Genomic DNA, 15,271 nt, shown 5'->3' with positions numbered 1-15,271 from the left:
CGCTTTGCGATCGCTAATTGCTTATCCCATCCAGGTGAATATCAAAATGATATTTTTGTCTGCTATTTAAAATATATTGTAAGGTTATTTATAACCTTTGCATGGTTATGTTTTTTTAGTATTAATACATAATTCGTAGAATGCCCGGATTAGCTTACTTCAAGAGTGGTATGGCCGATGTGTGTCAGGGTTGGTCTATATCACACTATTAATAACCTGCCTTGCAGATAACGGCCTGGAGTGCTATCACTAAATTCTCTCTCAGATTTTACTTACAAGGATGGAAGATGAAATGGACGATTCTTAACACCCTTATCTGCCCGCATACTGGCGTTGCCTTTTCGTCAATATCTGGGCTGCGGTTTCTCAAGTTTATTATCTGGTATGAGGCTGAGCTTTTATTAATTCCCGGCGAAACCATGAAACTTTATTCATCTAAAGTTTTAATTAATGATCGATATCATTCATTAAAAATTTATAACATCACGCGTTACGACGATAAACAGTGGGAAACCTTAAGAGAGCGGCCAACCTGCCCGTACAATTTCGAGGTCGCGGAGCAGGAATCTTGTCTTTATCAATCGTATTGTGCGGTTAAGCGCTGCCCAAACGAGCGTCTACGACCGATGTTATGCGAACAATATTAGCAGGGGCCGGGAAGAGCATCGCTGTTGCTGAAAATAAAAAAGCTTCCCGCAGGAAGCTTTTTATCAGGTCATCATCATTGGCCATTCTGGCGGCGTCTGGCTCATGACTTCAACCATGACATCTTTAATGTTGCCCCAGATTTTAGCAACATCCACCATGGTGATGCCTAACAAGCCGGTAGCAAACCAACAGGCGGCAGCCAGGCCCAGGCAGCTACAAATAATCGCTAAGCCGGCATAGTCGCTTTTACGTAATTGAATATTCAGCGAACTGGCCAGGAACATCAATACCGCGCTCACCAGGGGCCAGCGCAAAAGTACGACACTGGTAGTAATGGAAGCCATTAACTTATCCTATCTCTCAAAGAAAGTCGGGAGCCTTAGACAACCTGGCGCGATTATCAATAATGAGACGCTCTGGCTATCGGCGGGCACTTCAGGGAGTGATGAAACGACGATTTTGTTTCATCAACTTGTGTGAACTATATCACATTTGCTGATTTATTCGCCAGACAAAAAATGACCTTTTTTGACATTTTAAACCACGTTATTAATAGGGTTAATGGCGGCGGAATGCGCGCCAGCATGTCTGGTGTCTGTTTTTCGACACCGTTAAGGACTGGGCCTGGACTGCCAATAATTGTTCAACGGGTTTTGTTACTTATTACGAGTAATTGTACGGAGAAACCGAATTAGTAAGTGGCTAGTGTCTTAATTATTACGAGAATGTTTCTCGATCCATCTATAAGTAAGTATGATTCATCATTATTAGGTGTGAGGTTTTTACATAAACGTGTTCGTTGCTGAAATTCGCTGTTTTTTATAACAGTCGGTAATGCCTGGTTTTTGTCCTTATACCGTGATTGAGGCGTATCGCATGGATAAAAAGCGGAAATGAGTCGTAACGCGCCGCATAAGGCGTTAAGAATATTCTTCATCATACTGGTGGTTGTGCTGCCGGTGGTGTTGGCGTTGTGGTTTGCGCAAATCAGAGCCCGGGAAGAAATCTCAGATAGACTGCAATCGTTTTCGCAGCTGGCGCTGCAAAAAACGGAAATGGTCATTCATGAATCCGAGCAGGCGCGCGAAAAAGCCATGCACTTTACCGGGGCAATGTGTTCCCCGCAGCATCAGCAGTACATGTTAAATATCGTGCGCGGGCTACTGTATGTTGATGACCTGATTTATGCGAGCGGTAACACTTTCCTCTGTTCCACCGCGGTCCATCCCGAAGAGGGCTGGAGAATAGCTGCCGCGAATTATACTCGAAAGCCCGACGTCTCCATTTACTACTATCGTGATACGCCGTTTTATCCCGGCTATGATATGAATTATATGCAGCGCGGGCATTATGCCGTGGTGGTTAACCCTCTCTCTTATAGTTCGGTTATTTCCAGCGATAAAGATTTAGCTTACGGTGTCTTCGACACCAAAACGAACATGTTTTTCTCCGTGAGTAAAAACGTTGATGCCAGGGAATTACATCGTCTTATTCGCCACGAAGACGCTTTTTTCAATCAGGATGGCCGGGTTTATACCGTCGCCCATTCGTCGATTCGGCCGATTGCGGTCATCATGTCCACCTCGCGCGCCAGCTATTATGCCAGCCTCTACGACCAGATTACCTTGACCCTGCCGTTAGGCATTATTTGCAGCATTTTGATTCTGATGGTCTGGTCGCGAAGCCGTCAGCAGTATCATTCACCGCGCAATAAACTGCAGCGAGCGTTAAGCCACCGGCAGCTGTGCCTGCATTACCAACCTATTATCGACATCAAGAATAACCGCTGCGTCGGCGCCGAGGCGCTGTTACGCTGGCCGGGGTTTGACGGTCCGGTGATGAGCCCGGCGGAGTTTATTCCGTTGGCGGAAAACTCGGGCATGATTGCTCAGGTGACGGATTATGTGGTCGACGAGTTGTTCAACGATCTTGGCGAATATCTGGCCAGACATCCGCAGCTCTATATCGCGATTAATCTTTCGGCATCGGACTTCCACTCCGCGCGATTAATTGCGCAGATCACTGAGAAGGCCCGCAGCTATGCGGTTTGCGTGAAGCAAATTAAAATTGAAGTCACCGAAAGAGGATTTATCGATGTGCCGAAAACCACACCGGTGATTCAGGCCTTCCGCGAAGCGGGCTACGAAATAGCCATTGATGATTTCGGTACCGGTTATTCCAACCTGCATAACCTCTATTCGCTCAATGTCGATATTCTGAAGATTGATAAATCCTTTATCGATACGCTGACCACCAACAGTACCAGCCATCTGATTGCCGAGCATATCATCGATATGGCGCGTAGCCTGCGTTTAAAAACCATCGCCGAAGGGGTCGAAACGCTGGATCAGGTGGATTGGTTGCTTAAGCGCGGCGTGCAGTTTTGTCAGGGATGGCATTTTGCCAGGGCTATGCCGCCACAGGAGTTTATGCAGTGGCTCGCCAAGTCCCCGATCTTACTGCGTACGCCGCACGACGGTCGTCAGGCGGAAATCTGATGACGGTAATCGCTGGGAGTGCGATCGAACTCCCGGCGGAATACCCGCGAGAACGTCTGCTGCGAGACGTATCCCAAATCCATCGCAATATCAAAAATAGGACGTTGCGTGGTTCTCAGCGCTTCAGCGGCGAGCAGTAGCCGGCGCTGGCGAATGTAATCACCCAGCGTCTGGTGGGTAACGGTACGGAACATTCGCTGCAGATACCATTTCGAGTACCCCGATTTTTTAGCGACTACATCAATGTTAAGTGGTTGATCGATATGTTCATCAATCCATTCAATAAGCGTTTGGATAATATCCTGATGGGACATAAAGCGGCCTCTCTCAATTCTCGATTCGTCGTTTTGTCTGTCGGCGAGTATAATTCCTCAAGTTAACTTGAGGTAAAGAGCTTTATGGAAAATAAACCAGCACGCATCAAAATGCTGCTCTCCCCTGGGGAGGTGGCGAAACGAACCGGCGTCGCCGTCTCGGCGCTACACTTTTATGAAAGCAAAGGGCTTATCCGCAGCCAGCGCAACGCGGGCAATCAGCGGCGATATCGCCGCGATGTGCTGCGTGCGGTCGCTATCATCAAGATTGCGCAACGTATTGGTATTCCGCTGGCGACCATCGGCGAGGCATTCGGCGTCCTGCCGGAAGGGCATAATCTGAGCGCCAAAGAGTGGAAACAGCTGTCGTCGCAATGGCGGGAGGAGCTGGATCGGCGTATTCACACCCTGACCGCGTTGCGCGACCAGCTCGACGGCTGCATCGGTTGCGGCTGTTTATCGCGCCGCGATTGTCCATTACGCAACCCTGGAGATAAGTTGGGTGAAGAGGGGACCGGCGCACGCCTGCTGGAAGAGGATTAATGGTGATACCTGCAAAAAACTAAAGCGCCACAACAGGGCGCTTTAGTTGTTTTCCGGTCTTTGTCTTTCGCATTATCCCGCTGGCTCACGGGAGGGTTTCCCCCGACGTCGACTCCCCTCAGGTATTGCGCAATGTGTTGAAGGAGGTTCCGGATTGCGTCGACAATGTAATTGTGGCACAGCCTGCTGATTTTGCCTGTTGACGTTGCCGAAATTTTTCCGTCATTGGCCGCCTGTTTCTATAGTTAATTTGAACGAACAACAGGAGAGCGCCATGTTGACGGTCCATCACCTCAACCAATCCCGCTCGCAGCGCGTGCTGTGGGCGTTGGAAGAACTGCAATTGTCCTATCAGGTAGTCTGCTACCAGCGTGAAAAAAACATGCAGGCGCCAGCGGAACTGAAAAAAATTCACCCGTTGGGTAAATCGCCGGTGCTTGAGGATCAGGGCGTGGTGCTGGCAGAGTCCGGCGCGATTCTGGAATATCTGCAGGAAACCTACGATAGCGCCCAGCAGCTGAGGCCGCAGGGGAGGGAAGATAAACTGCAATATCGCTTCTGGCTCCATTATGCCGAGGGATCGTTAATGCCCTTGCTGTTGATGAAGCTTATCTTCGCCAGCCTCGGCAAGCCGCCGGTGCCGCTTGGTATGCGCACCCTGGGCGGGGCGTTGGGCAAAGGGGTACAAAAAGCGTGGCTGGATAGACAGCTGGCGACCCATGCGGCATATATTGAACAGCATCTGGCTCGTCAGCCGTGGTTTGCCGGCGGCACGCTGAGCATGGCGGATATTCAGATGAGCTTCCCGGTGATGGCCTTACTGGCGCGCGGCGGCATTCAACACCTGCCGCACACCCGGCGTTGGCAGCAGCAGGTGGAGTCACGTCCGGGGTGGATTAACGCTATTGAGCGCGGTGGGCCATTTACCCTGCCTGGCGGTTAATACGCCAGAAAGAGGATTAAAACATATAAAAATGTTAATGCATTGCGCACTGACGATAACGTTTGCGCATCGTTTGTCTATTTCCTGAGCTTTGGCGGCGAAATTTGGCAAAATACGACAAACTTCAGTTGAAAAGGGCCAGCTAAAGACAGGATAATCGTTTGCCTTTTTACTTTGCTCGTTTTTTCCCCTGCCGACAGGGGGAGCAAAGACATTCCATATACCGCATTGTATGCGCGGAGTTAAACGTTTGCTTTTTCTCAGCCTCCCTCCTGGCGCCGGGAAACAGCACAAGGAGATGGCGTTTAACTGGCAGTGGACGGTCCATCACGCATGCAAGCGAACGATCAAAATTTTCAGGGGAAGTTTTCTATGTCTACGCCTTCAGCGCGTACCGGTGGTTCTTTAGACGCCTGGTTTAAAATTTCAGCTCGCGGCAGCTCCGTACGTCAGGAAATTGTTGCCGGATTAACGACCTTCCTGGCGATGGTGTACTCCGTCATCGTGGTGCCGGGAATGTTAGGTAAAGCTGGCTTTCCGCCTGCGGCGGTGTTCGTCTCGACCTGCCTGGTAGCGGGCGTCGGTTCATTAGTGATGGGCCTGTGGGCTAACCTGCCGCTGGCTATCGGCTGCGCGATTTCGCTGACTGCCTTTACCGCTTTTAGCCTGGTGCTGGGGCAGCACATTAGTATTCCGGTGGCATTAGGCGCCGTGTTCCTGATGGGGGTGTTGTTCACCATTATCTCCGCTACCGGTATTCGTAGCTGGATCCTGCGCAACCTGCCGCAGGGCGTGGCGCACGGCACCGGCATCGGTATCGGCCTGTTCCTGCTGCTGATCGCCGCCAACGGCGTCGGTCTGGTAATTAAAAACCCGCTGGACGGCCTGCCGGTTGCGCTGGGCAATTTCGATAGCTTCCCGGTGATGATGTCGCTGATTGGCCTGGCGGTCATTATCGGTCTGGAAAAACTGAAAGTGCCTGGCGGCATTCTGCTGACCATCATCGGTATTTCCATTATCGGACTGATTTTCGATCCGAACGTCCATTTCTCCGGGATTTTCGCCATGCCGTCGCTGAGCGACGACAAAGGCAATTCGCTGATTGGCAGCCTTGATATCATCGGCGCGCTGAACCCGGTGGTGCTGCCAAGCGTGCTGGCGCTGGTCATGACTGCGGTATTCGACGCCACCGGTACCATTCGCGCGGTGGCCGGCCAGGCTAACCTGCTGGATAAAGACGGGCAGATCATCAACGGCGGCAAAGCGCTGACTACCGACTCCCTGAGCAGCGTGTTCTCCGGCGTGGTGGGCGCAGCCCCTGCGGCGGTGTATATCGAATCGGCAGCCGGTACGGCGGCGGGCGGCAAAACTGGCCTGACGGCAGTCACCGTTGGCGTGCTGTTCCTGCTGATCCTGTTCCTTTCTCCGCTCTCCTATCTGGTACCGGCCTACGCGACCGCGCCAGCGCTAATGTACGTTGGCCTGCTGATGCTGAGCAACGTGGCGAAAATCGACTTCAATGACTTTGTTGATGCGATGGCGGGGCTGATTACCGCGGTGTTCATCGTGCTGACCTGCAACATCGTGACCGGCATCATGATCGGTTTTGCATCGCTGGTGATTGGCCGCGTGGTATCCGGCGAATGGCGCAAGCTCAATGCGGGCACCGTGATCATCGCGGCGGCGCTGGTCATCTTCTACGCCGGCGGATGGGCGATTTAACTTTTCCTGCTAACGACGGGCGGCTTTGGCCGCCCGTTTAATTTTTAAGCCACATCCTGTTTCCTTTTGCGTTAATCTGAGTAGCGTATCATTTCGAGACATGACGCCTCAGATGTAAAAAAAGAAAACGCAGCAAACAGGGAACACATGGAAATATTCTTCACCATACTCATCATGACCCTCGTGGTCTCTCTCTCAGGGGTGGTTACACGTGTACTGCCCTTTCAGGTCCCACTACCGTTAATGCAAATCGCCATCGGCGCGCTGTTGGCCTGGCCGACCTTTGGTTTGCACGTTGAGTTCGACCCTGAACTCTTCCTCGTTCTGTTTATCCCGCCGCTGCTGTTTGCCGATGGCTGGAAAACGCCGACCCGCGAGTTTATCGAGCACGGCCGGGAAATCTTCGGCCTGGCGCTGGCGCTGGTGGTGGTCACCGTGGTCGGTATCGGCTTCCTGATTTACTGGATTGTGCCGGGGATCCCGCTGGTTCCGGCATTCGCCCTTGCGGCGGTGCTGTCGCCGACCGATGCCGTGGCGCTGTCCGGTATTGTCGGCGAAGGGCGGATACCGAAGAAAATCATGGGCATCCTGCAGGGTGAAGCGCTGATGAATGACGCTTCTGGCCTGGTGTCGTTAAAATTTGCCGTTGCCGTGGCGATGGGCACGATGGTGTTCACCATTGGCGGCGCCACCGTTGAGTTCCTGAAGGTGGCGATTGGCGGCATCCTGGCCGGTTTCGTGGTCAGCTGGCTGTATGGCCGCTCAATGCGTTTCCTCAGCCGCTGGGGCGGCGATGAACCGGCAACGCAAATTGTGCTGCTGTTCCTGCTGCCGTTCGCTTCCTACCTGATTGCCGAACATATCGGTTTCTCGGGGATCCTGGCGGCGGTGGCCGCAGGGATGACCATCACCCGTTCCGGGGTGATGCGTACCGCGCCGCTGGCTATGCGCCTGCGCGCCAACAGTACCTGGGCCATGCTGGAGTTCGTGTTTAACGGCATGGTGTTCCTGCTGTTGGGGCTGCAGCTGCCGGATATCCTGTCGAGCTCGCTGGTGGCGGCGGAAGCCGATCCGAACGTTGAAACCTGGATGCTGTTCACCGATATCGTGCTGATTTACGCCGCGCTGATGCTGGTGCGTTTCGGCTGGCTGTGGACGATGCGTAAGCTCAGCCAACGCTTCCTGAAGAAGAAACCGATGGAGTTTGGCTCCTGGACCACCCGCGAGCTGCTGATCTCCTCCGTCGCCGGGGTGCGCGGGGCGATTACTCTCGCCGGTGTGCTGTCGATTCCGCTACTCTTACCGGACGGCAACGTCTTCCCGGCGCGTTACGAGCTTATCTTCCTGGCCGCCGGGGTGATTCTTTTCTCCCTGTTCGTCGGGGTGATCGCGTTGCCGATTCTGTTGCGGCGTATTGAGTCCACCGACCACGTACAGCAGCGCAAAGAAGAGCGTCTGGCGCGCGCCGCGACGGCGGATGTGGCGATTGTCGCGATTCAGAAAATGGAAGAACGCCTGGCGGCGGATACCAAAGAGAATATCGACAACCAGCTGCTGACCGAGGTGAGTTCGCGCGTCATCGGTAACCTGCGTCGCCGTGTGGATGGGCGTAACGATGTCGAAACCTCGATGCTGGAAGAGAGCCTTGAGCGCCGTTTCCGTCTGGCGGCGCTACGTTCGGAACGCGGTGAGCTGTACCACCTGCGCGCGACGCGGCAAATCAGCAACGAGACGTTGCAGAAGCTGCTGCACGATCTCGACCTGTTAGAAGCGTTGTTAATCGAAGATCAGTAACCTTAAGTCCCGGTAAGCGCGACGCTTATCGGGACTACTCGCGGTGCCGTTTTTTGTCGGGTGGCGGCTAACGCCTTACCCGACCTACGGTCCGTGCGGCCTGCCTTTAATTTATTCACTATGCTGGCTGACACTACTGGTGCTGGCGATCTCAAAATCCCCCGGTGGCGCTAACGCTTACCGGGGCTACAGCACTGCGCGATTTGGTAGCCCGGAGAAGGCGCAACGCGCCGCGTCCGGGAAAAAACCTTAAAAAGTTGCCAACCGATAACAGTATCGACAGTCTATATGTAGCCCCGGTAAGCGTTAGCGCGACCGGGGAGTTACTCCAGCCAGAACGCTTTACTGCATTCCAGCCACGCCTCGGCGCTGCGCGACATATACACCCCTTCCCGCCAGATCATCCCTAATTCCCAACGTAATTCGCTCTCCAGCGGGATCCAATAAAAATCCTCGGCATCCAGCCGCTGGCAAATCGGCTCCGGCAAAATCGCCACGCCAATGCCCGCCTGCACCATTGCCGCCAGAAAATCCCACTGACCGCTGCGCACGGCGATACGCGGCTTGACATCACGCTCGGCAAACAGGCGCATCAGCTGTTGGCTGAGGGCGAAATCTTCGTTGTAGATAACCAATGGATGCTGCGCCAGCTTTTGCGGCGAGATCGAGGTGATATCCTGCCACTGCGCTGTCTTCGGCACGAGGACACAGAGCGGATGGCTAAAGAGCGACAGCGTGGTCAGGCCGCTGGACTCATCGACCGGTAGCGCGGTCATCGCCAGGTCGAGTTCGCCGTTGCTAACCGCCTGCTGCACCGTCAACCCGCCGAACTCGGAAATTTTCAGCTCCACGCCGGGATAACGTAGGCGAAAGCGGCTGATGGGCTCAGCCATCAACATGCCGACCATCGGCGGGATCCCCAGGCGCAGTACGCCTTTATTCAGATGGTTAATATCGCTGAGTTCGGCTTTTAACTGGCTGAATTCGCCGAGTATCGCCTGCCCGCGTTCGAAGACTACCCGGCCGGTATCGGTTAATAACAGCTTGCGGCCATCACGGATAAGCAGGGTGCAGTTGAGCTCATCTTCCAGATTTTTGAGCATCTTGCTGATGGTGGGTTGCGTGACGAAGAGCTTCTCCGCCGCGCGGGTAAAGCTTTGCTGGCGGACGACTTCGACAAAATACCGCAACGTACGTATATCCATGATTATTCCCTGAGACTATACCTGTGATGATTTTAATTCATTTCTGTCCGCAAGGGCGGCTCTCTATACTGCACCCCTGACTTATTTTTAGGGAATTCCGCTCATGGCCTTCGCGCCAGCACGTGTTGCGCCTTTCGTGATGCAACGTCTTCAGGTACCGGTTCAGGTACTGCTCTATGCCGGGTTGTTTGTCTGCGCTGAATATCTGGTGAATTGGCTACATCTCCCGCTTCCTGCCAATCTTGTCGGCATGTTGATGCTGCTGATGCTTATCGTCTGCCGGGTGATACCGCTCAACTGGGTGCGCGCAGGCGCGCGCTGGCTACTGGCGGAAATGCTGCTGTTTTTCGTCCCGGCGGTGGTTGCCGTCGTTAACTATGCGCAACTGCTGATGGTGGACGGCTGGCGCATCTTCCTCGTCATCGCGTTAAGCACCACTATGGTACTGGGCGCCACGGCGTGGGTAGTGGATAAGGTGTATCGCTACGAAGTGAGCAGGCTGAAAAATGAGTGATTTTACCCTGAGCATGCTGTGCCTGGCGGTCACCCTCGGGCTCTATTTCGCCAATAAGCGTCTCTATCGCCGCTTCCATAAACTGCCGTTAATGCCGCTGGTGCTGACGCCGGTACTGTTGGTGCTGATCCTCGTCTTTGGTCATATCTCCTATCAGAGCTATATGGGCGAGTCGCACTGGCTATTGTGGTTATTGGGGCCGGCCACCATCGCCTTTGCCGTACCGGTCTATGACAACATGGCGATTATTAAGCGTCACTGGATGTCATTGACCGCGGGAGTGGTGACGGCGTCGGTGGTCGCCGTTACCACTTCCGTTTGGCTGGCGCGTCTCTTCACTCTGCCTGACGAAATTCAGCGTAGCCTGGCGGTACGCTCGGTGACCACGCCGTTTGCGCTGGCGGCGGCGAAACCGCTCGGTGGCCAGCCCGACCTGGTAGCGCTTTTTGTGGTGGTCACCGGGGTATTTGGCATGGCGATTGGCGATGTGCTGTTCTTACGCCTGTCAATCCGCGCCGGTATGGCGAAAGGGGCGGGGTTCGGCGCGGCGTCACACGGCGCCGGAACAGCCCGCTCCTATGAACTGGGCCAGCAGGAGGGCGTGGTCGCCAGCCTGGTGATGATGCTTTCCGGCGTAGTCATGGTGCTGGCGGCGCCGCTAGTTCGTTGGGCGATATTTTAAGATTCCGCAGTCTTACCTCAAAGGACAACGGGTAAGACTGCTGAGTTCACCCCGGTAAAATATTACGTATCCATAGGCTATTTATCTTAATTAGTATGAAATGTGTTTAGGTTATATTCTTAATTTCATTGTGGGATGTTTTTGTTGAATGCTGTTTGGAAAGATCTTATGTCATTTAATTTGTAAAAAGATATTTCTAAATGATGGGTTATTTAATGAATTTAATAATGATTAAACAATTACTAATTTGCGCTGTGAATTATATGAATGCATAACATGCTGATAATATGTGTATTTGGTTTATTTTTATAATAGGTGATTAATTCATTCTAATGGATGATGTTAGCAATACTTATTGAAAAATATTTTTCTCAAGATATTATTTTTATGTGGGATGCTATTATTGAATGGATTCAATAAGCGATTACCTGGTCAATTTTAAATTATTTATAAAATATTGCATGTTGTTTTTATAAAAATCTGACGGCGCTAATTTTGAATTCCATTCTTTAATATACCTGCATCAAGCAATTGACGGATTGATTGTCGTTTACAATGGATATGGGAATTCATATGAAAATCAGTAAGAAATATGTGTTCAGCGCGCTGGCAATTTCTGCTTCCTGCATGCTGTCGACCTATGCGCAAGCTGCATCAAATGCTATCACTTTTACTGGCACCCTTTCTGACACCACCTGTACCGCAACAATTGATGGTGGGGTGACGTCTATCGAAATGGGTACTACTTCAGTGGCGGATTTGAAAGCGAATACCTATGGTGCTGCGAAGAATTTTTCATTTTCCCTGGCTAACTGTCCTGGCACTGAAGAGGGGGGCAACGCTATCGCCCGCGTTACCTTCGGTGGCGAGGCAGATGCTGCGAACAGTGATTACTTCAAAAACCAGGCCTCAACTTCTGCAGCTTCTGGCGTAGCGGTCGCCATCTTTGATAACGCAGGTAATTTGCTGAAAAATAATGAAGAAGGCGCCGATGTGGATATTTCATCAGGGGCTGCGACTATTCCATTTACCGTGAAAATGGTCAAGTCAGGCGCTTCTGATCCAACGAAAGGGGCAGTAAAAACGACCGTGACTTATAACGTGACTTACTATTAATTAATTTTATATGGAGAAAGGGGAGCGGTATGTAGATTCCCCTTTATTATGGGTATATGAGATATCGTTTATTTTTTATTAGCTTATTGCTAACCCTTTCGAATGTGCAAGCGAGCGTAGTGGTCGGCGCGACTCGGGTGATATTTGATGGTGCCAAAGAGAGTACGGTAGTGGCTGTTGATAATAAAGATAATACCACTAATATTGTCCAGTCCTGGCTTTCTGTCGTTGATACTTCATCACCTGAAAAAGACTCATTTATTATAACACCACCGCTATTTCGTTTAAATTCTGGTGAGAAAGGTTTTGTCCGGATAGTGCGTTCAGGGAAGCCATTACCAACCAGTCGGGAGTCCATGCTTTGGCTAAATGTTAAAGGCATACCCGCAATGGATAATGTGCCAGATAAGAACACGGTGCAGTTCGCTATTAATTCTAAAATTAAACTTATTTATCGTCCCAAAGAGCTGCAGGGACAAATCCCAGAAAATTATGCTGCTAAATTACAATGGAGTCACAATAGCAACTTTTATAGCGTAACAAATAATTCACCGTTATATATGAATTTTTCACAAATAAAGATTAACGGTAAGAATGTATCTGGAATATGGTTCGCGGCACCATTTTCTACGTTAAAGATACCGGCAAAAGATGTTTTATCCTCTGCGAGGAACAAAGAAATCACATGGAGCGTGATTAATGATTATGGTATGGCAGGGAAAAAGTATTCCGCAATCATACAGTAGCGTTACTCTATTTCATACTCCAGGGTATATCGGAGCAGCATTCTTGCTATACGCCACTACCCTAAGTTCTGGCGCGCAGGCCGGAGAATACTTCAACCCGCATTTACTGGAAGTGACTGAAAGTAGCGCTACCGCCGTGGACTTATCCTGGTTATCTCAGGATACGATTCCACCCGGTAGCTATAATCTGGATATTTATATTAATGATAAATATATATCTACCGAGGTGATTGAATTTAAAGAAAACACGGATAAACAAGAGACCAGGGTTCAACCCTGTATTGGCGTTGGACTGCTAAAATCATGGTCAATTAATACCGCGCGCTATCCGCAGCTTGCGGATATGGCAACGCAGTGCGCCTCTCTGTCAGCGATCCCTGGTCTTGAATACTCAGTGTCGTTGTCGCAGCAGCGCCTGGTACTTTCCGTGCCCCAGGCGGCGCTGCTCAATCGCCCAGGAGACTATGTTCCGGAGGAGCAGTGGCAACAAGGAATCAACGCGGGTTTGCTTAACTATAGTTTGTCGGGGCAATGGAATACGCCGCGGCATGGCGGTAGCGCTACCGAAAGCCAGTTTGCGAGTTTGCAGCCTGGTATAAATCTGGGACCGTGGCGTCTTCGCAACTATAGTACGTTTGATCACGGCGATGACGGTAGTCACTGGCAATCGGTGTATAGCTATCTGGCGCGCGATATCCATATCCTGAAAAGCCAATTCATTCTGGGTAATACCTATACCTCGTCGGGTATTTATGACAGCATAAATTTTACTGGCCTGCAGTTGAGCTCGGATGAGGAAATGCTGCCGGACAGTCTTCACGGCTTCGCGCCAACGATTAAAGGTATCGCGCGCACCACCGCCGAAGTCACCGTTTATCAGAATGGCTACAGTATCTATAAAACAACGGTTGCTCCTGGGGCTTTCGAGATTAAGGATCTTTATTCAACCGGGAGTGCCGGCGATCTCAACGTTAATATTAAAGAGTCCGACGGTAGCGAGCAAAATTTTGTCGTGCCTTATGCCTCGTTGGCTATTTTGCAACGCGAGGGGCAGTTGGACTATGCTTTTAGTAGCGGAAAAACGCGTGCCTCCAGTTCCGGTGATAAAGAATATAATTTTGTCCAGTCGACGGTGGCATACGGCGTTTCAAGTAATATTACGTTATATGCGGGACTACAGCAGGCTGAAGATAAATATACTAATATATTAATGGGTTCTGGTTTTAACTTAGGAAGCATTGGTGCGTTGTCGTTTGATGCTTCTCAATCATTGGCCAATATTAAGCAAAACGAAGCCCGCTCTACGTTATCGCAAAAAAAGGGACAATCCTTACGCCTGCGTTTTAGTAAAAGCTTTTTGCAGACGGGAACTAATTTTTCGGTGGCTGGTTATCGCTATTCTACTGCGGGATATTATTCCTTTCAGGATTTTATCGATAAGACCTCAGATGACCAGGATTGTTGTACATTAACTGGTCGGAAAAAAGGGCGCTTTGATGCCTCAATATCGCAATCGCTGTTTGGGTATGGTTCTCTGTCGCTTTCCTTAGTGAATGAAACTTACTGGGATAGTTCGCGAATGGATTCATTGGGCATTGGCTATAGCGGTTCGCTGGGAAAAGTTTCTTATTTCATTAACTATTCATATAACCGTAACGTACAAAGTAGTGAAAGTCATGGAGAGACGAAACCTGGCAGCGATACTATTGTGTCGTTAACGCTGTCTATACCGATAGGCGAAAGGCTCTCGTCTAATTACAGCATGAGTTCTGGCCGTGCAAGCGACACCACCCACAGCGTAGGATTGAACGGCATGATGCTGGCGGATCGATCGCTTAACTGGAATGTTCAGCAAGGTTATAACGCCAGTAATAAAAGCACTTCCGGAAATATTGGTGTGGATTATCAGAGTTCCAAAGGGGATATTTCCGCTGGCTACGGCTATGACCATTATAGCAATCACTATAACTATTCATTACGCGGAGGCATGATCGCCCATGCGGGCGGACTCACCTTTTCCCGATTCCTCGGTGAGAGTTCCGCCCTGATTGAAACACCCGGTGTGAGCGATGTGGCGGTCCGCGGACAAACCAATGTCACAACCGATTCCTCAGGTTACGCTATCGTGCCATATATTCGGCCATATCATGTCAATAGCCTGTCATTGGATGAACAACGGATTGCGGGTGCGGAGGTTGATAATGTGGTGAGAAACGTGGTACCGACGCGTAACGCGATAGTCAGAGTGCAATACGATACCTATATTGGAGCAAAGGCCATGGTCACGTTAAAGACGGCGACCGGCGTCGCGCCATTTGGCGCTATTGTGACTTTAGAAAAACAACCACAACGGCGCCAGGATATTCGCAGCAATATCGTTGGCGATGACGGGCAGGTTTATATGACGGGTCTTCAGCAAAAAGGAACCATGCTGGTGAAATGGGGCGAGGGGCGCAATGAACAATGCCGTGCAGATTATGATTTGACCGTGAAGGAAAAAAATCAGGAGATTATTTTCTATCAAGCACTGTGTCATTAACTTAGAT

At 50.9% G+C, this 15,271-nt stretch carries 14 protein-coding genes; 11 read left to right on the top strand and 3 right to left on the bottom strand.

The features are described 5' to 3' along the window. Positions 1–287: 287 nt before the first annotated feature. Positions 288–647 (top strand): anti-adapter protein IraM, encoded by a 360-nt coding sequence (gene iraM, locus ABLV66_RS23755; RefSeq protein ID WP_045396734.1) that lies wholly within the window; start codon positions 288–290, stop codon positions 645–647. A 63-nt stretch (positions 648–710) separates the two neighbouring features. Here iraM and ABLV66_RS23750 read toward each other — a convergent pair whose 3' ends face one another. Beyond that, positions 711–992 carry a YjcB family protein gene (locus ABLV66_RS23750; RefSeq protein WP_015704055.1) on the bottom strand — a complete coding sequence of 94 codons (282 nt, stop codon included), beginning with the start codon at positions 990–992 and terminating at the stop codon, positions 711–713. 549 nt (positions 993–1,541) lie between these two features. Between ABLV66_RS23750 and pdeC the strand changes: the two genes are divergently transcribed. Beyond that, on the top strand, positions 1,542–3,146 hold the full coding sequence (gene pdeC, locus ABLV66_RS23745; protein ID WP_047045874.1) for a cyclic di-3',5'-guanosine monophosphate phosphodiesterase PdeC: 1,605 nt from the start codon (positions 1,542–1,544) through the stop codon (positions 3,144–3,146). On the opposite strand, the gene soxS is transcribed toward pdeC, so the two are convergent. Continuing rightward, positions 3,131–3,460, bottom strand: a complete 330-nt coding sequence (gene soxS, locus ABLV66_RS23740; protein ID WP_015368734.1) for a superoxide response transcriptional regulator SoxS — start codon at positions 3,458–3,460, stop codon at positions 3,131–3,133. The genes pdeC and soxS overlap by 16 nt on opposite strands. Positions 3,461–3,544: 84 nt before the next feature. Between soxS and soxR the strand changes: the two genes are divergently transcribed. From soxR to ABLV66_RS23720, 4 genes are all read left to right on the top strand, one after another. Then, positions 3,545–4,003, top strand: coding sequence for a redox-sensitive transcriptional activator SoxR (soxR, locus tag ABLV66_RS23735; protein ID WP_045396728.1), 459 nt, complete (start codon positions 3,545–3,547; stop codon positions 4,001–4,003). 274 nt (positions 4,004–4,277) lie between these two features. After that, positions 4,278–4,946, top strand: coding sequence for a glutathione S-transferase family protein (locus ABLV66_RS23730; protein WP_045396725.1), 669 nt, complete (start codon positions 4,278–4,280; stop codon positions 4,944–4,946). 372 nt (positions 4,947–5,318) lie between these two features. Continuing rightward, positions 5,319–6,668: an NCS2 family permease gene (locus ABLV66_RS23725; RefSeq protein ID WP_015704058.1), complete on the top strand. Its 1,350-nt coding sequence runs from the start codon at positions 5,319–5,321 to the stop codon at positions 6,666–6,668. 147 nt (positions 6,669–6,815) lie between these two features. Beyond that, positions 6,816–8,462: a Na+/H+ antiporter gene (locus ABLV66_RS23720; protein WP_015368729.1), complete on the top strand. Its 1,647-nt coding sequence runs from the start codon at positions 6,816–6,818 to the stop codon at positions 8,460–8,462. Positions 8,463–8,785: 323 nt separating this feature from the next. On the opposite strand, the gene ABLV66_RS23715 is transcribed toward ABLV66_RS23720, so the two are convergent. Further along, entirely contained in the window at positions 8,786–9,667 is an 882-nt protein-coding gene (locus tag ABLV66_RS23715) for a LysR family transcriptional regulator (RefSeq protein ID WP_045398172.1), read from the bottom strand. 103 nt (positions 9,668–9,770) lie between these two features. On the opposite strand from ABLV66_RS23715, the gene ABLV66_RS23710 reads away from it, so the two are divergent. The 5 genes from ABLV66_RS23710 to ABLV66_RS23690 all read left to right on the top strand — a co-directional run bounded on the left by ABLV66_RS23710 (position 9,771) and on the right by ABLV66_RS23690 (position 15,264). Beyond that, positions 9,771–10,181, top strand: coding sequence for a CidA/LrgA family protein (locus ABLV66_RS23710; RefSeq protein WP_045398169.1), 411 nt, complete (start codon positions 9,771–9,773; stop codon positions 10,179–10,181). Next, on the top strand, positions 10,174–10,863 hold the full coding sequence (locus tag ABLV66_RS23705; protein ID WP_063415054.1) for an LrgB family protein: 690 nt from the start codon (positions 10,174–10,176) through the stop codon (positions 10,861–10,863). The genes ABLV66_RS23710 and ABLV66_RS23705 overlap by 8 nt, the downstream gene beginning before the upstream one ends. Positions 10,864–11,418: 555 nt before the next feature. Then, positions 11,419–11,979 (top strand): fimbrial protein, encoded by a 561-nt coding sequence (locus ABLV66_RS23700; protein WP_348877252.1) that lies wholly within the window; start codon positions 11,419–11,421, stop codon positions 11,977–11,979. 56 nt (positions 11,980–12,035) lie between these two features. Continuing rightward, the gene (locus ABLV66_RS23695; protein ID WP_316423584.1) at positions 12,036–12,725 is read left to right on the top strand and encodes a fimbrial assembly chaperone; all 690 of its coding nucleotides are present in this window, start codon (positions 12,036–12,038) and stop codon (positions 12,723–12,725) included. Further along, on the top strand, positions 12,679–15,264 hold the full coding sequence (locus ABLV66_RS23690) for a fimbria/pilus outer membrane usher protein (RefSeq protein ID WP_348877253.1): 2,586 nt from the start codon (positions 12,679–12,681) through the stop codon (positions 15,262–15,264). Before ABLV66_RS23695 ends, ABLV66_RS23690 begins: the two co-directional genes overlap by 47 nt. Positions 15,265–15,271 lie beyond the last annotated feature (7 nt).

This window comes from Klebsiella sp. CN_Kp073 (assembly GCF_040065495.2).
Lineage (GTDB): Bacteria > Pseudomonadota > Gammaproteobacteria > Enterobacterales > Enterobacteriaceae > Klebsiella > Klebsiella aerogenes.
Note: the sequence above shows the minus strand (reverse complement) of the source record. Positions and strands in the feature narration are given on the sequence as shown.